Consider the following 22,583-nt stretch of genomic DNA (forward strand, 5'->3'; position numbering starts at 1 on the left):
ATCAGGAGTGGCCTGCCATGGATGAGAGTTGGGAAAGGCTAACGCCCAGTATGCCTGCGGCTGCAGCAGCCATACCATCAAAATCCCTGGAGAAAAGCAGGTCGCTGTTAGCGGGGACTGTCAGCCAGGCATTGTCGGCAATTTCCTGTTCGAGCTGGTCTGCATCCCAACCGGCACAACCGAGTGCGACCAGGTGACGCTGTGGTCCTTCGCCTTCAGCAATCGCCTGTAAAATATCTCGCGACATGGTGATGCTGATCTCGTCATTGATCGGAATGGTATATTCCCATTCAGTGCCCGCATCATGAATAATAAAGCCTTTGTTGCGCTCTACCGGGCCGCCATCGACGACAGCCTGAGTATCGAGTTGCGGCAGGACATGATCTGAAATATCCATATCAAGCTCTTCCAGTAGTCTGCCAATTGACAGTTCGGCTGGCTGATTGATGACAATGCCGATGGCACCCTGGCTGTCATGTTTCCACAGGTAGGTCACCGTGCCATTGAAGTTGGGGTCATTCAACTGGGGCATTGCAACAAGGAAATGATGCTCCAGACAGTTGACGGTATCTTCCTGTAAGGTGCCACCTTGAGGCTGCGGTATTTTCTTGTCAGTCATGGAACTTCTCCTCAACCGCTATCGGCTGCTGAAAGCATTGCCAGGCATGAATCGCCAGGTTCGGATGATTTCCAGAATATCAACTTCTCCTCGCAACTCTGCCGGGAATGGGTCGAATGGTGCGGCTCGTTGTACAATTTCGACTGCGGCGAGATCAAGTACCTGGTGCCCGGAACCCTGCAAAACGCGGATTTCTGCCACCGTCCCATTGGGGCGTAGGGCGACCATCATACGCAGGCTGCCGAATATGTCATTTTGTCGGGCTTCACTGGGGTAATTCTGGTTACCTATAAACTCAATGCGCTTTCGCCAGTTGTCCAGATAAAGGGCATCATGGCGCCTTTGTGTTGATGCTGATGAAATCGTATAACGTCTGGGTCGTTTGGCATACGCTTCCTGCTGAAGGTCAAGCTGTGCCTGCAAGCTGGCGATTGCCAAAGCGATGTCTTGTGGTGCAGACTCTTCTGATAAGCGACGCGAATTATCCAGCACGTCAGATTCGGACTGTTGGCTGATTTGCTGTTCAGCACTGGTAGCCGTGATAACGCGGGTATCATCCTGTTGCTGAGAGCTGGCTTCCACGGCGGGAATTGGCTGAACTTCCTGTATCGTGTCGGCATGAACCGCTGACTCAATCGGTGTGGCTGGCGCCACTCTCTCCTCAACGCTGCCGCTGCCGACCTGGTTTGCCTGGGCGATAAAATCAGCCTGCTCCGGACGCTGTTCGCTACGGAATTGCGCCAGTGTAATTTCGATAGCAGGTGTTGCCGGGCTTTCGTTCAGGAAAGCAAAACCAATTCCCGCGATGATAATGACATGCAGGCAGGCTGACAGGAAAACAGTGAAGCCAAATCGTTCCGATTGCATAGTGCGTTAATTCGAAGTTTGCAATTTGTTCTCGATAACCTGCATCAGGTCGTCCGCAATATTCAAGTCATAGGCACGATCGATTTCCCGCACACAAGTCGGGCTGGTCACGTTGATTTCGGTCAGGTAATCACCGATCACGTCCAGACCAACAAATAACAGGCCTTTCTCCCGCACACTGTCTCGCACCTGTTCGCAAATCCAGCGATCCCGGTCTGATAAAGGCTGGGCTCGACCCGAGCCACCTGCCGCCAGGTTGCCACGGGTTTCTCCGATTGCAGGCACTCGGGCCAGCGCGTAGGGGACAGGGTCACCATCAATCAGCAGAATGCGCTTGTCACCATTGATAATTTCCGGCAGATAACGTTGTGCCATGATGGGGTTTTTGCCGCCGGCAGTCAGCGTCTCAGCAATAACACTGAAGTTCGGGTCACCAGCCTGCAAGCGAAAAATAGAGCTGCCGCCCATACCATCCAGCGGTTTGAAAATAACGTCACCGTGCTCCTTGTGAAAGGCTTTCAACAGACTGGCTTTGCTGCTGACCAGCAGTGGAGGGCAGCATTGTGGAAACTGCGTGGCAAACACCTTTTCGTTGCAATCGCGCAGAGACTGCGGCTTGTTCACAATGAGTGTGCCAGCTTGCTCTGCTCGCTCAAGCAAATAAGTGGAGTAAATAAAGTTGCTGTCGAAAGGCGGGTCCTTGCGCATCAGGATGACATCCAGTTCAGCCAGTGGCTGCTGAACTGCGTCGCCCAGCGCATACCAGTCATTCGGGTCATAAGCGACTTTCAATGGGCGCATCTCTGCCATGGCTGCATCGCCTTGCAAATACAGGTCGCCCTGTTCCATATAGAACAATGACCAGCCGCGCTTCTGAGCAGCAACCAGCATGGCAAGGCTGGTGTCTTTCTTGTAACTGATAGCCTGGATAGGATCCATGACGATACCAATCTTGATCGACATGTGTGTTGACTCCTGAACAACGTCATTTGATGGCGTGAATCATAGCATGGATAGTGGGCCAGCGACTTGTTTGCGAACGTTTTGCCAGCCTGAGGGCCAGGGTCGTGGCAAAACCTGAATGGGCAGAAACAGCGAAGTCCAGACCGATCTGCTATTAACTGTAGGGGCATTCAAAGGCCCTGGTGCTCGCATTTTCAGGGAGGAAAGTTATGCAGGAATCAGTGATAGATAAGACCGTTGTGCAAGAGCCTCTTGCTGGGCAGTTTGCCGGAGGTGTTGCAAATCCCCTGCAGCCCGGCTCACGCATCATTTTGGCTGAGAGTGACGACCTGTGCCGTAAAAGAATGCAAGGCATCCTGGAAGATCAGGGGTTTAAGGTGTTCAGTGTTGCTGATGGTTTTGAACTCATTTGCCGTATTCCCGAGTGGCGTCCCGATATATTGATGGCCTCAGTCGATTTACCCAGATTAACAGGCCCGCAAGTTTGCGCCTTGTTGCAACAGTGTCCGGATTATCAGCATTTGCCGATATTCATTCTCAGCCATGGTGATAGACATAATCAAAATACAGCCTTTGAGTTGGCAAATTGTGGCGCTGACGGTGTTTTATCCAGCCCGTTCAGTACAGAGGATCTGTCAGCCATACTGGCCCCCTCGGTAGCAGAGTGACAGATCACGGTGTGGGAGCTCGTAGTGTGAAAGAACAGCGTGTTGTTCTGGTCGCTGAGCCGGGTCCGCTTTGTGATGCCACTCAGGCTCTGTTGCGCACTTTACCTGGTGTGGATGTGTGTTGCGCTGAAAATTTGCCGGCTGCACGGCAGGTCTGCCGTGAAAGTAAGCGCCAGCATCTGTTAACTCTGGTACTGGTTGAATTACAGCGTTGTAAAGGCAATGGCTTCAGTCTGGCAGCAACGTTGAGTCGGGATCTGACATGTCCGGTGATCTTGCTCAGTGACCGAAATGATCAGGCTGACCATCAATGGTCCAGGTCTCGGGGCATCACTTTTTGCTGCTCTCGCCTCCAGGGGAAAAAGGCTTTCCTGCAAGTTATCCGCAGGGCTTTGAATATGGATAATGAGAAAGGCAGCATCACTCCCTCTGTTAATTCAGGTTCGCAGGTTGCATGGGGACAGGAGAAGAAGAGCTCCCATCCCATCAATAAAATGAGAAAAAAGGTGCTGGTATTTAAACATGCCAGAGAACAGCTCGCCCAAGTCCTGAATGAAACGCTGGCGAGCTGCAGTACCCTGAGAAACAGTCCGGATATTGACAGTTATGACAGAGGTGTTCTGTTCAGCAAGCAGGAGGTAATGTCTTTTGTGTTCCGGTTGCTGGATCGCGAACTGGTTGAATGGGTCAGGGGCAAGCATCCATTGCAACGCTGGAAATGCCTTCAGGTGCTGAAATATCCGGTCATGTCTGCCAATCACCCGGGGAGGCAACTGCGCCGCGGTATTGAGCCAATTCTGGCCTGGCAGGCCTGTGAGGTAATCAGAGATGAGTTGCTGGCTGGTTTAAGCCGATTGGAGAGTGGTCAGAGATCATCGGATCAGCAGCGTCTGCGTCAACGATTACTGTCTATAGTGGTATCAGTACAAGCGTTAAACCCCCGGCAGCTACCGCTAAGGTGGACAAGTCAATTACCTGCTTTGCTTGTTCACCTTGCCGCCTCACAACATGACTTGTTAGAGGACAGTCGTGGTCAGTGGCTGTGGTTTTCGCAACGGGTCTCGGTCAGCCAATGTGTACGCTACGGGAATAATAAAAAGGGCCACAGGCAAGTCAAAAACGCTTGTATGAATATGGGTGACACCTTGCCAGAGGTTGGCAATGATGTGTGGCGAAAATGGTTGAAACACCCCGGTACAAATGCTTGCTGTACAAGGCTGGATCTGTTGTTGCGCAGGGTCACGCCCTCAGATTCCCCAAAGGCTGATGCCTTGGATCAGCATATGCTTTTCATTAGTGACGCGTTGTATCAACTCATGGTCTCGGTGAAAGTCACGGCTGAAGAGCAGCAATCAGCCTGGCAATGTCTCATTGAAAACCTTTTACTGCGAAGCCTCTATCAATCGTCCAGAAATCTGGTTTGGCATGATCGCAGCGAGCGAACAGAAGGTTACTGGGAGCTGGTTACTATCCTGACATTACTGCGTTCCGGAAGTAGTGGATTGCTGACGCGTTGCCTTGGTTTCGAGATCAGGCTATCGCGGGCTGTTCGTTCTAAAGCAGTGCAGTATCGTTTATCAGGCGGTCTGCACCTGTTGCCTCGTCCGGACTTGATAGCATCCTCTCTCATGAACGGGAAAGCGGGCAGTGCAACGCTGGTCAGTGATCTTCAGGCGGAGTTAAGGCGGCTGATTACTGGTGCCGAACGATTAGGCGTTACCTGGGTTGGAGCACTGGCGTATGCCCTGCTGCAAGCGCTACAGATAGAGTCTGAGGAGAATCAGAGAGCAGCCCGGCGCCGACTGGTGGTACGTGGGCTCTATCGGCTTTGTCGAATGCTGGACCAGGCTGCAGCCTGGCAAAAGGTGTCCGCCGCTTCTGGCAGCATAAACCGGTTACTGCAATTGCGATTTGGTGCTGAAAGTTTGCTCGACGGCCAGCAAGACGTTAATGGCCAAAACCGCACTCTGCCCCAGGTTGCTGAACTAGGGCCTGGTAATTACAGGCAAGCTGCTGACATAAAAGATAAATATCAACAATGCAGGCAGTTGAACCAGTTGATTAAAATGGTCCTGGAGGAGCAAAAACTGCAATCTGGTGCTGCTTCTACACTGGGGCGGCTGATCAATGAGCAGGCGAGACTGCTCAGGGATGCATTTAGTCCATGATGAAGTGCGCTAAACTGGCTATAATGCCCGCTTCCGGTTTGCAACAGTTGCAGTCACTCGCGAGTAACGCGGGTGGTATTCATACAGTTAATCAACAGGCAGTCTTCGGTGGGTGTAATTGGTTTTATATGGGGTATAGGTGGCATTATCATGCTGCTTGGGTTTGCTATATCCCGGTTGAGCGGCATGATCTTTGAACTTGACCAGGCAGCATTATCATTATGGCAGTGGGCCATACTGCTATTCTGGCTGATTTATATGGTTTGGGCTGAAGGTTATAAAGGGTTTTATAAAGCATTTGCACCCAGAGTGGTGGTTCGGGCAAATTATCTTGCTGCTAACCCGCGTTTGCTGCATGTTCTGCTCGCCCCACTGTTTTGCATGGGGTACATTCACGCAACGGCCAAAAGGCGCATGGTTTCAATCGCACTGACAACAATGATTATATGTTTTGTGCTTATGGTAAGGCTGCTACCACAGCCTTGGCGTGGCATTGTTGATGTTGGTGTCGTTGCTGGCCTGGGCGTTGGTGTACTTTCTATTTTGTTTTTCGTTTTCAAGCTCCGGCAAAGTGGTGCGGCTAGCTTGCCTGCTTCGCCAGATGTACCAGTCTGAGACCAGCAATGACTGCAACCCCTAAGTCAGACACGCAAGATCCGGGGAAGAGCAATCCAGCATCAATGATGCTATCGCAGTGTGTTGCCATTATCATTACCTGGCAGCCGGATGTCACCTCATTGCGGCGGCTGGTGGCCAGATTGCTGGGGCAGGGTGTTGAAATTGTCATCGTTGATAATGGCTCGGGTAACCAGCCTGACATCGCTGCATTAATCGATGAACTGAAGCCTTCGCTGGTGAAAAGTGAGACTGCCGGCGATAATACACCCGCGCAGCCGATAAGCTGGTTGCCCTGGCCGGACAACAAAGGGCTGGCTGCAGGCATGAATCGTGGTTTGTCCTGGGCCAGACAAAAAGGTTATCAGTTTGCATGGCTGTTCGATCAGGATAGTGATATCTCTGATAATTTCTGTGAGTCCATGCTGTCTGCATGGCATACGGGCAGTCAGTTAACAGGCCGGTTGGCAGCGCTAGGACCACGATTGGTGGATCCTGAGTCGGGAAGAAAAACGTCTTTCCGTCGCTTCCGCCTGAGCCAGCGCAGCGATAGCAAACTGCCAGGCGCCACTGACCTGTTTACCGCAGATTTTCTGATCAGCTCCGGCACATTGTTGTCACTGTCAGCATTGCAGAGTATTGGGCCGATGAAAGAGTCTTATTTTGTCGACAATATTGATCTGGAGTGGTGCTTTCGTGCGCGCAATCTGGGGTGGCAACTGCTCGGCTGCGATCGTGCTGAGTTGTTGCATCGGATTGGAGAGGTCTCTGACAACCCGCTGGTAAAACATGGGCTTATGGTGTCACATGGCCCGTTGCGATTTTACTATTCTACCCGGAATCGACTCCACCTCAGACAGCAGCCTTATGCCCCCAGCGACTGGGTATGGCGGGATCACCTGCGCTTCCTGATTAAAACCGTCTACCTCCTGATAAGCAGCAACCAGCGTGCTGAATACTGGCGTGCGCTGTGGAACGCCAGGCGCGATAGTAAGAGGTTGCCCTGATGATGGCCCAGGAAAAACTACCATTCGTACTGGTCGTGATGGCCTGCTATAACGGCGCTGAATATCTTGATGAGCAACTGTCTTCGATTCTGGCACAGCAAGGTATTCGGATAGCATTGTTGGTCCGCGATGATGGTTCTGGTGACAGTACACCTGAGATCCTGGCTGACTGGCAAGCCAGATATCCTGATCAAATCGAATTGCTGGAAGGGCAGGATAATAATTTAGGGGCAGTTGGCAGTTTCTCTTTACTATTGTCTACTGCGTTAAGGAAATGGCAATCAGGTTGCGACTATGCAGCGATCGCTCTGGCTGATCAGGATGATATCTGGTTAACAAATAAGCTTAAGCTGTCACTTGATGCGCTGATGCGATCTGCCCAGGGGAAACCGGGTGACTATCCGCTTCTCGTGCATACGGACCTGCGGGTTGTTGATAAAAAAGGAGAGAAAATTGCAGCATCCTTGATGCAGTACCAAGGACTTGATGCTGGCAAAAGGAAATTTTCCTCTCAGTTGTTAAGTAACACGGTAACAGGCTGTACAGCTGTCTGTAATAAAGCCTTATTGGAACTGGCTCTCCCTGTCCCTGAGCAGGCCATGATGCATGATTGGTGGCTGTCACTGGTCGCCAGTGCTTTCGGGGAAATCGCCTATGTGAATGAACCGTTGATCGAGTATCGGCAACATGGTGCCAATACTTTGGGTGCCAGAAAGCACTCAAAGCCGGGTTGGCAGCGATTGAAAACATTGCTGAGCGGGCACGGGGCCTCGCAAGAAGCAGGGCAGGCTCAGCAATTATTTTACCAAAGCGCTGAACAGGCAAAAGCATTCCGGTCCAGATTTGCTGCACAATTGACAGCAGAGCAGAAGAAAAGTCTGGATAGAGCCGAGCGTATGCCAACGCTGGGACGTTGGCAACAACGAATACTGTTTCGTTGGCAGCGCTGGTTTGAATAAGTCAGATTTTTCGCTTTAACCAGCGCAGCAGCCGGTTCACGCTTCTAACCGGTGCTGACTTTGTCCCATCTTCTGTCGCATGTGGCGGACGATAGACGAAATTGCCTGGTTCGATCCATTCTGGGTGTCGTAGTGCTGGCTTGCCTGGTTGGCTATGCATCGGCGTGAAATACTGACAGCCATCAAAGAAGTAATGAGTCACTTGAGAGTGACGTGTGCGACGGGTATCTTTTTGCTTTGACCCGCCGTGTAGCAGATTGGCATGCCAGATTAGCCCATGCCCCTTTGGCATGTAGCCGTAAGCTGCTTCGATACCTGTCTCCTGGACGTGTTTGGCGATGAAAGCTTCGTATTCAGGGTAGTTCTGGTAGCCGGGTTCGAGGCCCGCGTCCTGCATGGTAATTTCGGGAAGCTTGTGTGATCCGGGGTAGTATTCAAGCGGTCCGTTTTCTTCGTCAATGTCTTCCAGTGCGATCCATACTCCGGCCATAAATCCGTTCGGCATGCTGTTGAAGTGAATGGTGTCAGAGTGTGTGGCTTGTTGAGTGCCTACCGGGAAGTTGAGTGTCTGGAAAGGGAGCGGTTTGCGTTGAAACAACTGCTCCAGCGCAGACAGTACGTTTGCCTGGGTGGCCAGTTGATGAGCCGGTTCAACAAACTTCCAGGCGTCCTGAATACGTGCGCCGAAACTGGGAGCACGCAGGTGTTCAGGGTTGTAGTAGGGATGAAGTTCGCTGACCAGAGCATCGAGTGTTTCTTCACTGAATCCGAAATCAACAATGACATAGCCATTCTTTTCAAAGAAAGCGATCTGATCGTCACTAAGATAGCCGTTACCACCGTTCGTAGATGTCTCGCTTGCTTTCATGTTGCTACCTCGTTTTAATTAATTGGTTGATTGTCTTCAGTCGGGTTTTCATGCGTTTGCCAATCGCATCGGCAGAGAAATGCTCATCAATGGTTTTGCGTCCAGATTCTCCCAGTCGATCGGCACGAACGCTATCGTTAGCGATGGCAGCCATTTCGCTGGCTGCGTGGTCGAGGTCAGGCACTGCCCAGTATTGATGTGATTCATAGGGGCCATAGTCCTTCCCCAGGGTTTTGAGCGAGTACCTGATGGGGATGCAATTGTCAGATGTCATGTATTCAGTATTGCCGGACCAGTTTGTCAGCAAAGCGACTTTACCCATAGCCATTGCTTCGGCAGGAGCCAGGCCAAATCCTTCTGCATGATGTAAGGACACATAACAGTCGCAACAGTTGATCAGGGAGTCAATACCTGCCCGGTCAAGATGGCGGTCAAGGATCTGGATATTAGACCAGCCTGTGATCATGTCATGCAGAGACTTGCTTGCAGCATCATCAGCATTGTTGATTTTGATGACCAGGTGCGCTGCAGTGTCGTTTGCTGAAAATGCTCGTTGAAACGCAATGATCGAACCGAAGGGGTTTTTTCGCTGGGCAATGCTGTGCGTATCAAACATGCTCAGGAAGACAAAGCTGTTTTCCGGTATATCAAAGGAAGTCCGGTCATAGGTTTGTGCGCTGACCATATCGACATCAATGATATGCGGGATGGTGATGACCGGGATGGGCGACTTTTCTGCGACTGCCTCATAGACATAGCGTGAAGGTACCCAGATTTCGTTCAACTGGTCGAAGCTGTTGAGCCATCGATCCGGAAACTTCGGCATTTCCCAGGCCCAGAAGCCGATATTGTAGCGGTTTTTAAAAGTTGCCCGACCCAGGTCTTTCATCACTGCGGGGCTGTGATCAGCATTAATATGCAATAGATTAATCGGGTGTTGCGCTTCGTCCGATTCTTTGTGCTGCCAGCGCAGGTTATCCATTCGTGCCGGGTTTCCCTTCTCATAATTGATAATGCTGAAAGGAATTCCGGCCGCTTGCAATGCCGAGGCGTTACCTCTTGCGGCCTCACCGACGCCCATGCTGGCGCGTATATATGCGATCAGGTTGACACCACTAACTGCGTCGTTGGTATTTGGTGCTGACTCGGCAGGCAGTGACTTCTCTGTTTGCCGGCTGACGACATTGGCAGGCCGCCTGCTGGTGGCTGGCAGCCTGTCGTCTCTAAGTGCGCAGTCTTCTCGTTGCTGAGACAGGTTAGGGTTGTAATAAGGATCACCGGATTTGAAACGATGTCCCCAACGCTTCCACATGGATTGCTCGTCCTTGCCGATCGGTTTGCTTTGACGACTAACGCTTTCGTGGTGGATCAGCTGGCTATGCGGTGTCCAGATATTTCGGTAACCGGCTTCCAGGCTTCGCAAGCACAGATCGATGTCATTGCCGACTACAGCTAGTGACTCGTCAAAGCGGCCCAGCCTGTCAAACTTGTCACGGGTAATCATCAGGCAGGCGCCTGTGTTTGCGGAGACTTCCCGCACACAGTCATCAAGCCGTTGGTATATGCCGCTATCGGGTAATTGCTTATGGAACAGGTGGCGAGCGCCACCACCGTGATCAACCAGGAAAACCCCGCCGTGCTGGATGGTGCCATTAGGGTAAAGCAGAAGGCATCCTACAGTGCCGACATCCTCTCGTAAGGCTTGCGCGACCAGGTCATCAAGCCAGTCTGGGGCAGTGACCTCAATGTCGTCATTGAGAAACAGCAGCAGGTCACCGCTGCTTTTTTCTGCGCCAATGTTATTCAGCCGGGACCAGTTAAAGGCTTCGTTGCACTCAATGACTACCGCACCCTGGTCATTGGCATATTGAATGCCCTCGGGGTGACTGCCTCGGCTGTTATCCAGAATAACCACTTCAATGTCCGGATAATCACTCCCTGCCAGTGTATCCAGGCAGGGTTTGAGAAATTGCATATTCCCCGTAGTTGGAATAATGATAGAAACTCTGGGCTGCCTGGTGACCTGCCACTGCACACGTCGATGACCCGTAGCAGGCAGTGTTGTGACACCTGTAGGCTGTACAGCTGTTTGGTGTGCCGAGAGCCTTGGTAAATAATTGGCTACAGCTTGTCGTTCACTTTCCTGTTCAGCGGCTGGTGCCTGTTCAGCAGTACCCCACAGTGATAAAGGGATTCGACGAACCTGCTCATTTTGCAGTGAGTCAGTCAGTGCTAACAGCAACGAATAGCGCCAGGCGGAATGATCAACATCAAGCGCCTGGTTGAGCACTGTTTCTGTGAGCAGCTCCTGACGGGCAAAGAATACATTGCCAATATAATGTGTGCTCAGTAATAAATCAGGTGACCAGTCCCATGTCAGCCAGGGTGATTTGCGCTGTCCTTTGCTGTCATATTTATCATGGTCGGTGTAAACCAGTTTTTGACGTTGTCGGGTTGATGCGACTTCCCAAAGGCAGTGTTTATATAACTTGTCACCGGGTTCGAGAAAAACGGTAAAGCAGTTTTTGCTCTCTGGCAGTTCTTTAAGACTGCTAACAGGTGTTATTGCCAACCGTGATGATACTTCCGGCTTTATGCTTTCTGTTGTCCACAGGTATAGCGTGAAGTCGGTAAAAGGTTGAGACTCAAGGCTGGAGATGGACTGCTCAAGTGCTTGTTCGTCAACCTGGCCGTTAATGCGCAAGACGACATGGAATTCAGTCTCTGGCACGGGTGAACTTTTTGGTTGAGACTGGTGTTTGTTCAGGTACTGCTGATAGCGTAACGCGGGTCGCTGAAACAGTAATGAGCGTGACAGTGTTATCGTTCGCCCGACACTGTCCGAGACAGTGATATCAATTTTGTGTGTCCCTGGGGTCAGGTCTTTTTCATTCAGTGACCAGGCCATGCCGATACGTCTGGCGAGTTCGGTTGTCTCTTCAGTACGGGGTTGCAGTTGCTCAATGATAACGGTGTCGTTCAGGCTGATAGTGAGTGCTGATAATTTGTCAGCAGACCATGCCCAGGCCTGGATGGTCGGATTCTGAGTGAACAGCATGTTGTCGCGTACTGGCAGCAGTATGCCGCCCTCCAGGGCACCATTTTTTTCCTGGTCCTTACCAGCAGGTTGCATTGCGGCTGTCTGGGGCTGGGATGCTTCTTTTGATAGCGGTATCCAGTGATGCAGCCGACGTCGCAGGTAACGGTACGGAGCTGTTATCCGCCAGGAAAAAGAATCAAGAATTTCGCGCACACCCTGATCGAGTTCCTCGTGTGCCAGATTTAATTCTGCATGTGCTATCTGAAGATTCTGGTGCTCTTCGCGCAATACATCCAGCTCGGAAAGTTTGTCATGCAGCAATTCAATTTCTGAATTGGCTTCTCCGATAACCTGGTGTGCGGCTACCAGTTCATCATGTGTTTTCTGCAGAGTCGGTGTCTGATCGACAAGGCCGAGCAGTTCATTCCATTCGCTACCGCTCCATTTATTGCGCCATTTATGCAGGACTTTTGCGCGCGCATCTGCCATTGGGTGACCTGGCTGATAACGTTGCTCATGCTCATCAAGCATAGTGGCCGAATCGCCACCCATACGATAAAAGGCACCGATATGTTGTGCCTTGGTGAAGGTTGTAAACTGCGCGCATTGCAGCCAAAAATCCCAGTCTTCGTAAACCGCCAGCGATTCGTCAAATGCACAGCCCGAGCCCAGTAGCTGCCGGGAAAACAGTACGGCATGGATTGGCATAAAATTATCACGACGCAATTTCGCCAGGGTAAATGCTTCGTCGATCACTTCATCTGTTAATGTGCCATCATCCAGCGTTTTGCGGGTACTGCTATAGCAGGCCAGTGCATCTGAAGGGGCAAGAGTGTCAACCAGCCGTTGGATGTGATCCGAACTGATCCAGTCATCATCGTCCAGGAAAAGAAGGTAATCGCCGGTAGCTGCTGCCAGCCCTGCGTTGGCGGCTTGAGGGCGGTCTAAAGGGAAGTTTTTACTGACAAGAGAGTAAGCTGATTTATCCAGTGCAATGCCGTGCTGACCATTACCTGCGGCGTCAACAATAATGAGTTCAATATTAGGCCAGGTTTGTGCCGTCACCGAAGCCAGTGTTTCTTTTAATGTGTCCCGGAAAACGGTACGACAAATGATAGAAACCGTAGGTAACGACGAAACTGGCACGTCACTCATGATGCAGTATCCATCCTGTGTAACAGTGTACCCAGTACTTCAGTAATAAAATCGAGGAACAGGGTGTCGAGGTCCTCGTTGAAATAATTCTGGCTCTGATTGCCAATGGCCAGGATAGCCAGCAGGCTGTTCTGATAAGTAATAGGACAGAGCGCTGCCGATCGAAGCGGATTCAGAGTTGCCGGGAAGAGGAAGCGCGACGTCTCTTTGTCCAGTTGTTCAGCCAATACCTGCTTGCTGCGGAACAATGAGGGAAAGCGGTTCTGCATGTTGGTTGCGACTTGGGGGGTATCAACCAGAATCAACCGGCAGGCATCGATACCTGGTTGAGTGACCAGGTTGCTTTCCGTAACAGAGATCAGTCCTTTGGGGTGAGTCTCTTCGAGTAACAATAAAATCAGGTGCCTCGTCACATTGAATAGCTGATCATTATACCGGGCATTTTCCAGTAAGCTGTTCAGTGTGTGGCGTGACTCAATGGTTCGTTCGCGCAGTATTTTAACCTGCCGCTCCAGTAATGATACTGCTCTGCCACTTTCGTGTGGTACCGTCATGTCTGCCAGCAGGTCATCCTTGTCAGCAAAAAAATCCGGGTTTTCTTTGAGGTAGTCCGCAATGGCGCTGGCACTGATGCTGGAGTTGGAATCACTATTTGCCAAAAGTCTGCTCCTGAATAATTGTCTGCTTTTTGTTATCCGTCAATCACCCGTGTGAGTATTATTCACCCGTCCCTGCTCTTTTCGGGAGCGTGATATGTCCCTCAAAAACAGTAGCTGCCGGGCCTGTCATGAGCACCGGGTGGCCTTCACCTTGCCAGTTAATTTGCAACTGGCCACCATTCAGTGTGGCGGTGACGGTATTGTTCAATAAGCCGGCTTTGATGCCTGCAACGACCGCGGCACAGGCGCCCGTGCCACAAGCTTCTGTTTCACCTGCACCGCGCTCAAAGACACGCAAACGGATATGGTTGCGGTCCTGTATTTCCATAAACCCGACATTGACACCTTGGGGGAACAAGGGGAGTTTGCCAATCCTGGCTCCCAGAGATTTAACAGGGGCATTCTCACAGTCAGATACCACCAGAACCGCGTGCGGGTTGCCCATGGAAACGGCGTAGAACTCGATGAGATGGTCGCTGCCGTCTGCATTGACGGTGGTTTGGTAGCTATCCTGTTGTTGTGCGTCCAGTGGTAGTGAGGCTGGCGTGAACTCAGGCTCTCCCATATCGACCTGCACCTGCCCATCGGTATTTCTATGAAGGGTAAGCAGGCGATTGGCGGTTTCAACATGAATCGGACTGTTGGCTATCAAGCCACGATCCAGCACGTACTTTGCAAAACACCTGGCACCGTTTCCGCAATGCTCAACTTCACTGCCGTCGGCATTAAATATCCGGTACAGGAAGTCAGCATCCGGTCGGTTCGGGGCATCAATCATTAATAACTGATCGAAACCAATGCCCCGGTGACGGTTGCCGAGCTCCCTGATTTGTTCGCTGCTCAGGCTGGCTGGGTGCGATATCAGGTCAATAACGACAAAGTCGTTGCCCAGGCCGTGCATTTTTGTAAATGGCAGGCGGGATGAGGTCTGGCGTTGACCCCGGTTATGACGACGCTGTCGATTCCTTGTATCGGCCATGGCAGTTATTCCGGTAAAACTGTTTCCAGACTTAACTGGTAGTCAATCGTTTCGCGCTGGCGGACAAGGTGGCACTGAGCACCATCAACCATTACTTCGGCGGCCCGATTTCGAGTATTGTAATTGGAACTCATGACGAACCCGTAAGCGCCAGCGGATTTAACAGCCAGTAAATCACCTGCGGCTATCGCCAGATCACGATCTTTACCCAGAAAGTCGCCAGATTCGCAAACCGGGCCAACGACATCGTAGCAGTATGACTGAATGTCATCCCGGTTGGTTTCAACGGGCACAATATCCTGCCAGGCACTGTACAGGGAGGGTCGCAGTAAATCGTTCATAGCACCATCGACAATAGCAAAATTCTTATGCTCTGTGGGCTTTAGAAACTCAACCCGGGTCAACAGAACGCCAGCATTGGCCGCGATGGAGCGGCCTGGTTCCATAATCAACCCAAGGGCCCTGTCGCCAAGACGGTCCCGCACGGCGGATACCAGGACTGAAGGGTCGGGAGGTGTCTCGTCTCGATATGTTACGCCTAAACCGCCACCGACATCGATGTGAGTCAGCTTAATGCCTCGTTCTGACAGGGTGTCTACCAGTTGCAGTACCCGGTCAACGGCGTCCAGGAATGGGGCGACTGTTGTCAACTGAGAGCCGATATGGCAATCAATACCTACAATTGAGATGCCGGGCAGGGTCTTCGCCTGTTCATAGACTGATAGTGCGCGATTGATATCAATGCCGAATTTGTTTTCTTTCAGCCCGGTGGATATGTATGGGTGAGTGCCTGCATCCACGTCCGGATTCACCCGCAGGGAGATCGGCGCTGTCTTGCCAAGCCAATCGGCGACGGCACTGATGCGCAATAACTCGGCTTCGGATTCGACATTGAAGCACAGAATATTGGCATTGAGTGCAGCCCGGATTTCATCTTCAGTTTTGCCTAATCCAGAAAAGATCACTTTTGCAGGATCGCCACCGGCACGGATAACCCGTTCCAGCTCACCGCCAGAGACAATATCAAAGCCAGCGCCAAGTTTTGCCAGGACGTTCAGGACGGCCAGGTTGGAATTCGCTTTCACAGCGTAGCAAATTAGATGGTCGCTGCCAGAGAAGGCTTTCTCGTAGGCCAGGAAGTTGTCCTGCAGCGCTCGCCGTGAATAGACAAAGCAAGGCGTGCCAAACTGTTCTGCAACCTGGCTGAGCGGCAGTTCTTCAACAAATAGTGAGTGATCTTGATAGTGGAATGCGGTCATGATGTCCTGAAACTGTGTAATTTGCCGGTTCTTCCTGGCGCAGCGGGCCCTTTTGGCCACAGGCAACTAACCCGGCCAACAACAATAGGGTCGTGGCTGTCAGTAGCAGGCGGGTAACATCAGACATCTGCTGGATCCTTCAGAGAACCGGAAAAGGCGAATATTGCGCGGATTATACAGATGAGTGTGACCTTCTGCTAATTTCCAGCACCTATTCCCAGCGGTTGTCAGGCTGACCTACCCAAATGGCTAGTCGTCCTGTCTGACACGTTATGCGACAGTTCTTGGCTACACATGGACATGACAAGGCGATATGCTTACACGACGGGGAAATAACAACATGGAAAGCTATTATGCTGGCTATACAGGAAGGAGCGAGCAGGTGCATATATTGCTGATAGATGATCATGACCTGTTTCGTGAAGGGCTCAAGTTTCTATTGCCGGTCCTGGACGAAAAAGTGGCCTATTATGAGGCTGGTAGCCTGGATGAAGCGTTAAAAATCCAGCCAGACCAGCCTATCGACCTGATTTTAATGGATTACTACATGCCTGGCGTGGGTGGCATGAGCGCTTTGCGTGCCTGCCGTGATGCCTATGAAAGTGCCAATCTGGTAGTGGTTTCGGGCGAAGAGGACCCGCGTGTCATTCGTGAATCAATTGAGCTGGGAGCCTCTGCCTATATTCCCAAGTCATCGTCGCGAGATGAGTTATGCAACGCATTGCGAGTCGTTCTTGGCGGTGGAACATACTTGCCCAAGCATGCCCTGAGGCCTCAAGGCATCTCGCAGCCATCAGCAGTCAGATCAAGCGGGGCTATGCAAAGGTACGCCGACTCTAATATGGCTAACCTGTCCCGCCGACAATTTGAAGTGCTGATGAAAGCGGTTCAGGGCAAGTCCAACAAAGTGATTGCGCGTGAGCTTGAGATATCGGATCACACAGTCAAAGCACACCTTTCCGTCGCGTTTCGCACGCTCGGTGTTCAGAACCGGACGGAGGCTGTTTATGCTGCTGCCCAGCTTGGTATACAACCGGGGCACATTGTTCAATATGAGGAGATCGCAAGTCAGTGACGCACTGGTTATCTAAACCGGTAGAGCGTTTGCTGCAGGATGAGCACTACCCCTATACAAAGCCTGGCAATCGCCATACCCATCAGATTGAAACGGACGTGCTGATCGTTGGCTCCGGCTATGGTGCTGCAATGGCGGCACTTGCCTTGCTGGAGCCTGATCAGGATGGTCAGCAGCTGTCAGAACGAATATGGATTTTTGAGCGCGGCAAAGAGTACGTGCCTGGTGATTTTCCGGGCAATTTGTCAGACCTGCCCGGCGAAGTGGGCAGTGGTTCAATAAACAGTCGGGGGCTCTGGGACGTCAGGCTGGGAGATAATGTTGTAACAGTCAGTGGGCGTGGCCTGGGTGGCACTTCACTGGTTAATGCCAATGTCGCAGCCCGGCCTTCCGCCGCTGTGCTGGACAAATGGCCTGGTGCAAACACGCTCGAGAGCGGTCGCTGGCATACGGAGTTGATGTCAGTTGTGCCGCGGATTGAGAAATTGCTAGGTGTGTCCCGGCACCCGGATATTGCCAATAATGTTTCTTTTCAGAGCCTGGGGCGAAGCGCTTCAGCAATGGGGGGGAAGGCAGAGCCGGCGCCGTTGACGATCAATTTTGATGGCCCTACGCCTCACAGCGCCCGGCATGCTCCCTGTAATAACTGCGGTAATTGCGTTACTGGTTGTCACTCCGGTGCCAAGGGTTCCCTTAATATGAATGCCTGGCCGCTGGCGAGACAGCTGGGTGCGGAGCTGTTTACCGGGGTTGTAGTGAGCCATCTGTCTCGCGAAGAAGGCGGCCGCTGGTTGGTTCATTGTCAGGTTGCTGGCCAGCCTGAGCAGCGTTTCATGGTTAATTGCAAAACGGTGATACTGGGGGCGGGTACGCTGGGTAGCACCGAAATACTGATGCGCTCTCGTGAAGAAGCCGGACTGTCCTTATCGCCAATGCTGGGGCAGCGATTTTCGACAAATGGCGATGCGTTGGTGTTTGGTATTGGTCAGAAGCAACAAGCAAGTAAACAAGCCCCTTTCCCTGGTCCCGATATTATCGCCACTGATGCAGTCGGACCGACTATTTCCGGGATGGCATCGATCAATATAGATGACAGGGCTCCGCCAGTTACTGTAGAGGATGCTGTTATACCCAACGCGCTCCGGGATGTCTGGCAGGAAATGATCGCCAGTCAGGCATTGTTGCGTCACTTCGGTGATGGCAAGTTGTCGCATTGGCATCAGGCCAATCCGGAGCATGACCTGCTTGCTCGTTCAGATGAACTGGCCAGACATTCGCAAACCTTGCTGATAATGGGACACGATGAAGGGCAGGGGTGTCTGCAGTGGGAGGATGACGGTATTCGCCCAAGTTGGCCGGCGGAAGACAGTGATGATAGTTATTATGCCGTACTGGATCGGGCGTTAAGGCAGCATGAAGCAGTTGCTTTTGATGCGGGGCTGTACTCTCCGAATATCCTCTCACAGCCCTTGCCTCCTGCCTTCCAGAATGTTGTTGAGGGTGCAGATGCTCTTAGTGGCCTGGCCCTGTCAGTGCACCCGCTGGGTGGTTGCGCAATGGGGGGCAAGCCTGAAGAGGGGGTGGTCAACCCTGACGGGCAGGTATTTTCTTTGGAAGAGGGTGGCGATGAGAGTGTATGGAGTGGGCTTTATGTGACAGACGGTGCCATTTTGCCCGGCCCGGTTGGCACAAACCCGTTTTTAACGATAGCCTCTCTGAGTTTTTGTTTGGGGCGAAAAATACGTCAGCAACTGTCAGGGAAAAAGGCAGTTTTTGCCAGTCACTTCCCCGTCCTGGAAGAGGCATTTCGCGAGATTCCGCCTGGTGAGCCCCGGCGGCTGCGCTCTGCGACTGACAAGCGCGTTGAAGCACGTTTTAATGAACGTCTGGTGATGCACCTGGATGACAGTAAACGGTCTTTTTTGCCCTGGAGTCGACGCGGGAAAAACCCATCGCTGCAACGACTCATATCACTGACTGGTCTGGACACTATAGACGCTGATACGAAATCACTTGTTCTTGATGTGTCATTTTTCTTCGCACAAGACAACTCGCTGGACCAGTGGTTACAACATCCCGCTTCACCCTTAAATGCTCGGGCCACACTAAGCTGTGACACCAAGGGCAGTATTCTGACAACCGAAGATCGCCACCTGGTCCCTTTAGCGACACTGACTGGTGAGGTATGTATAGGCATACCCAGGTCTCAGGGGATGATCAAGAAAACACTGGGTATCATCAGTGCTCTGCTGCGCTACCTGCGTTACCGGGGTCTGGATCTGCTATGCCGGATTCCTGCTGGCCCGGCACGTTTCATATTACCCGAGAAAGCCTGGCAAGTGAGATTTGGTAAAGAATCAGGGCAAAAGCAGAAACATAACAGGGGCATCTGGGCAGAAATAAAAAGTTTTATCCGCATTGCCGCGCTGCAAGCCGAGCCACGCCTGTTGAGTTATCGGTTTGAGTCAGAGCAGGGCTTGAAAATTCAGGGAGAAAAAACACTTTGCTATCGATTGGCGGCTGATGATTTGCTGCGTGCCCTGATGGTGTTGCCCGTGACAATACGCCAGGGCAGACAGTGTGATACTGCCGTGCTGGAGCTGGATGGTCAGCGTATCAGTCAAGGTCCTGCACCGCTGCAGATTACGCGTTCGCCGGATTTGCCTACCTCGGTGATGGCTGCTGCCGGGTTTGGTATGTATGCCTTGCGTTTGGTCATGAAAACGCATTTCTGGTCATTTGCCGCGCCCGATTATGCGCAGTATGCCAAGCGCAAAGCGATTGAAACCACGGAAAAGCAAGGGCGTTATTACGAGCCGCCGGATATGATTTTCTACGGTGACAATGGTGAGCACCACAGCCTGCCGAAAGAGAAATACGAAAATGCAGAAATGGTTAACGGTAAACCCATACCGGTTGCCCGCCTGGTTCGATACCAGCCTTCACACGGTGGAGTTGAATCGCGCCGTTCAATCCTGCTCATACATGGGTTGGCGCACAGTAGTCGTGTTTTCTGGACGGATACTATCACCTGCAATTTTACGCAGTATTTTCTGAATAAAAATTATGATGTCTGGATACTGGATCATCGTGTCAGCGCAAACTATGTCAGACACATTGATCCGGAGCACACCTGGGAACAAATAGCACACCGGGATGTGCCCTGGGCCGTGAAAACGGCATTTAACCAGGCGAACAGGCTATCGTTGCCGGGGCAGGAAAAGGGTATCCATGTTTTTGCCCACTGTATCGGCGCTGGTGCCATATCCATGTCAGCATTAAAAGGTGACCTTGATTACGATTATCGCACCCCAGAAGGTCAGTTGAGTCAGCGTTCGATGCTGGCATCACTTGTCCCTCATGCGGTAACACCGTGGTTGACCGCTTCTGCAGAAAACCGGGTGCGAGCTAATGCCTGGGCTTTGATCAAAGAACTTGAGCCCATTAAGGTGATAGAACCATTGCCTTACCGTGACCCGAAACCATTGGAGTTGATTTATGACAGGCTGGCTGCGCTGGCGGTCAACCGAGATGAGAGTAAACAGTGGCGGTGGTTATATGGCTTTCGGGATTGGCGTGGCCCCGGGTTTGCGCGCTCAATTTATACACGATATACCATTTTCTGGGGCCGCCAATGGTGGAATGAGAATATCAGCCGGAAAACCCGCCGGGAGTTTGCAGGGATGATCGGGCCGGTGCCTATCGGAGTCATGCAACAGGTGTATTTCTCGATGACAAGAGGCCTGCTATCCAGCAAAAGTGGTAATAATGATTTTGTTAAGGCTGATAATTTTGCCGCTCACTGGACGTTTCCGACAATGTTCCTGCACGGCAATCGCAATACAGTGTTTGATATGGCGTCCTCGCGCCATTCAGCGGATCAGTTAACGCGACTGCGCATCAAGGAGCGTACCGGGGTACTGCCTGTCGGGCCCTTGAGCCCCAATCAATATGCTGAAGAAAATATCTGGATAGAAGTGCTCAATGATTATGGCCACATGGACATGATTTTCAGCAAAAGTGGTCATCTCGATGTCTTCCCGCGACTGCATCGTTTCTTTGAGGCTGTAGAGCGCAAGTCAGTGACCGAAACTTACTCCAGAGCAGATGTAAGTCATGCCGATTTGCAGAGATTTTGGTCCAGTGCTGGTAGCCAGCAACGTCAAAAACCTGTGACACGCCCTAAAGCGGGACCAGTCATCTCGCGGCCGCAATGGCATGAAAGTGGGCAGCTTGAGTTGACGGTCTGGGCAGAGGAACAGGGTTTTTGTGCGCTTGAGGCGACAGCCCTGACGACAGATCACGAGTTGGTGAAAGACATGGTGACACCGTTGCCATCGACAGCTTATTCAGAACGAGAGTTCTGGTTAGGCCGGGTGGTTTTTCCAGAGTCAGATCGACAGATAAGTTGGGCGTTTGACTACCCGGTCGATGATCATAAGTTCCCGGATGAAAAAGATAGTGTAAGCGTTAATCTTGCAGATCTCGACTGGGTGTCAAGGGGACTGGAAAAACAGCAACAAAAGCACAGCGAAAAGAATCAGACAGATCTGGCAGATCGTGCCGACGAAGAAGACAGGTTGAGGTTGCTGCTGGGTTCATGTTTCTATCCCGGTACTCCACTTGATCGGGAACTGGCACAGCAGGTATTTAGTGGAATGTTCCGTCATGTTAGTCCGGCTGTAGATGATACATGGGCAGGTGTGGATGCTATTGTTTTGCTTGGTGACCAGATATACGCCGATGCCACAGCCGATCTTTTTGATCCCAAAACGCACTATGAGCGCTACCGCAACCCTTACCAGTTAGCATTGGCGAACCCGGCTGCTCGCCGCCTTTTCAGCCATGTGCCCAGTTACTTTGCTGTTGATGATCATGAATACCGTGATAACTGGCGTGGCATTCACCAGGGGGACCAGGCAGAATTTCATTATGCGCGCCAGATGGCAGCACTGTTTCAACGCCATGTACGACCGCAGTCGCCTGAACCTGAAATGGCAAAACTCTGGTACGATTTTGAAAGCATGGGGTATCCTTTTTTTGTGATAGACAGCCGTTTCCAGCGAGTTACCCAGCCTGAGACTGAGCGCGAGATGCGTCTGCTGGATGATGAGCAGTGGCACGCACTGCAGCAATGGTTTTCCGCCCAGGCTGGGGAGCCGGTCATTTTCCTGGTCAGTGGATCACCGATCGCTCCGGTTAGCCGGTCAGTCAGTCAGTACCCCGAGCTGGCGGTTAACGAAGATTCACTACTGGCCTATCCGGCCTTCCTGTCCAGTCTGGCAAAACTGATTTCAGAGAGTAAAGTTGCAGGTCACCTGGTGTGGTTGTGCGGGGATCCGCACCTGTCCTGTACGGCCCGACTTTCACTTACAACAACTGATGGTAGTATGGTGAAAATAACGCAGATATGCAGTTCGGGTCTGTACGCGCCACTTCCATTTGCCAATGCCAACCCGGCAGCTTATGACTGGCACGAGCCTTTTGACTTTATGCTGACGCATCATGGTCAGGAAAATGCAGTCAGAGTTGCCGGGGAACAACGCCTGATGAGTGATGCCGCTCAGCATTTCACGCGTTTAACATTGCGGCATCAACTTTCGCACTTTGTTCTTGAGCTGAGTTGTTATGACGGTTACGGTGATGCCATCACAGACAAAATCGAGTTAGCGCTGGATTAAC

General features: G+C 51.7%; 16 protein-coding genes. 7 read left to right on the forward strand and 9 right to left on the reverse strand.

The window, feature by feature from the left end; all coding sequences use genetic code 11:
* Window position 1: 1 nt before the first annotated feature.
* Genes PSCS_RS08365 through gshB form a run of 3 tightly spaced genes read right to left on the reverse strand, consistent with a single transcriptional unit; the run spans window position 2 to window position 2,449 of the window.
* On the reverse strand, window positions 2–619 hold the full coding sequence (locus PSCS_RS08365; RefSeq protein ID WP_068811658.1) for a YqgE/AlgH family protein: 618 nt from the start codon (window positions 617–619) through the stop codon (window positions 2–4).
* Window positions 620–637: 18 nt separating this feature from the next.
* A complete protein-coding gene (locus PSCS_RS08370) occupies window positions 638–1,486 on the reverse strand; it encodes an energy transducer TonB (RefSeq protein ID WP_068811659.1) in 849 nt (282 codons plus the stop codon).
* A 6-nt stretch (window positions 1,487–1,492) separates the two neighbouring features.
* Entirely contained in the window at window positions 1,493–2,449 is a 957-nt protein-coding gene (gene gshB, locus PSCS_RS08375; RefSeq protein WP_068811660.1) for a glutathione synthase, read from the reverse strand.
* A 209-nt stretch (window positions 2,450–2,658) separates the two neighbouring features.
* Between gshB and PSCS_RS08380 the strand changes: the two genes are divergently transcribed.
* The 5 genes from PSCS_RS08380 (at window position 2,659) to PSCS_RS08400 (ending at window position 7,866) form a co-directional block, all read left to right on the forward strand.
* Window positions 2,659–3,117: a response regulator gene (locus PSCS_RS08380; protein WP_068811661.1), complete on the forward strand. Its 459-nt coding sequence runs from the start codon at window positions 2,659–2,661 to the stop codon at window positions 3,115–3,117.
* 26 nt (window positions 3,118–3,143) lie between these two features.
* Entirely contained in the window at window positions 3,144–5,285 is a 2,142-nt protein-coding gene (locus PSCS_RS08385; protein WP_157885671.1) for an ANTAR domain-containing protein, read from the forward strand.
* Window positions 5,286–5,435: 150 nt separating this feature from the next.
* Window positions 5,436–5,900: a hypothetical protein gene (locus PSCS_RS08390; protein ID WP_068811704.1), complete on the forward strand. Its 465-nt coding sequence runs from the start codon at window positions 5,436–5,438 to the stop codon at window positions 5,898–5,900.
* A gap of 65 nt (window positions 5,901–5,965) precedes the next feature.
* On the forward strand, window positions 5,966–6,907 hold the full coding sequence (locus PSCS_RS08395; protein ID WP_157885672.1) for a glycosyltransferase family 2 protein: 942 nt from the start codon (window positions 5,966–5,968) through the stop codon (window positions 6,905–6,907).
* Window positions 6,907–7,866, forward strand: a complete 960-nt coding sequence (locus PSCS_RS08400) for a glycosyltransferase family 2 protein (RefSeq protein WP_068811665.1) — start codon at window positions 6,907–6,909, stop codon at window positions 7,864–7,866. The genes PSCS_RS08395 and PSCS_RS08400 overlap by 1 nt, the downstream gene beginning before the upstream one ends.
* Before the next feature lies 1 nt (window position 7,867).
* Here PSCS_RS08400 and PSCS_RS08405 read toward each other — a convergent pair whose 3' ends face one another.
* From PSCS_RS08405 to lptM, 6 genes are all read right to left on the reverse strand, one after another.
* On the reverse strand, window positions 7,868–8,734 hold the full coding sequence (locus tag PSCS_RS08405; RefSeq protein ID WP_068811667.1) for a phytanoyl-CoA dioxygenase family protein: 867 nt from the start codon (window positions 8,732–8,734) through the stop codon (window positions 7,868–7,870).
* Window positions 8,735–8,738: 4 nt separating this feature from the next.
* Window positions 8,739–12,929 carry a glycosyltransferase gene (locus PSCS_RS15560; RefSeq protein ID WP_082866456.1) on the reverse strand — a complete coding sequence of 1,397 codons (4,191 nt, stop codon included), beginning with the start codon at window positions 12,927–12,929 and terminating at the stop codon, window positions 8,739–8,741.
* Window positions 12,926–13,588, reverse strand: coding sequence for a DUF484 family protein (locus PSCS_RS08415; protein ID WP_068811668.1), 663 nt, complete (start codon window positions 13,586–13,588; stop codon window positions 12,926–12,928). Before PSCS_RS08415 ends, PSCS_RS15560 begins: the two co-directional genes overlap by 4 nt.
* A 58-nt stretch (window positions 13,589–13,646) precedes the next feature.
* Entirely contained in the window at window positions 13,647–14,489 is an 843-nt protein-coding gene (dapF, locus tag PSCS_RS08420) for a diaminopimelate epimerase (protein ID WP_068811706.1), read from the reverse strand.
* 83 nt (window positions 14,490–14,572) lie between these two features.
* On the reverse strand, window positions 14,573–15,826 hold the full coding sequence (gene lysA / locus PSCS_RS08425; RefSeq protein WP_068811669.1) for a diaminopimelate decarboxylase: 1,254 nt from the start codon (window positions 15,824–15,826) through the stop codon (window positions 14,573–14,575).
* Window positions 15,786–15,953, reverse strand: a complete 168-nt coding sequence (gene lptM / locus PSCS_RS16490) for an LPS translocon maturation chaperone LptM (RefSeq protein ID WP_423811323.1) — start codon at window positions 15,951–15,953, stop codon at window positions 15,786–15,788. Before lptM ends, lysA begins: the two co-directional genes overlap by 41 nt.
* 213 nt (window positions 15,954–16,166) lie before the next feature.
* On the opposite strand from lptM, the gene PSCS_RS08430 reads away from it, so the two are divergent.
* Window positions 16,167–16,901, forward strand: a complete 735-nt coding sequence (locus PSCS_RS08430) for a response regulator transcription factor (RefSeq protein WP_158662868.1) — start codon at window positions 16,167–16,169, stop codon at window positions 16,899–16,901.
* On the forward strand, window positions 16,898–22,582 hold the full coding sequence (locus tag PSCS_RS08435; RefSeq protein ID WP_068811670.1) for a GMC family oxidoreductase N-terminal domain-containing protein: 5,685 nt from the start codon (window positions 16,898–16,900) through the stop codon (window positions 22,580–22,582). Before PSCS_RS08430 ends, PSCS_RS08435 begins: the two co-directional genes overlap by 4 nt.
* The last annotated feature ends 1 nt before the right edge of the window (window position 22,583 follow it).

The organism is Pseudohongiella nitratireducens (genome assembly GCF_001642735.1).
Classification (GTDB): domain Bacteria; phylum Pseudomonadota; class Gammaproteobacteria; order Pseudomonadales; family Pseudohongiellaceae; genus Pseudohongiella; species Pseudohongiella nitratireducens.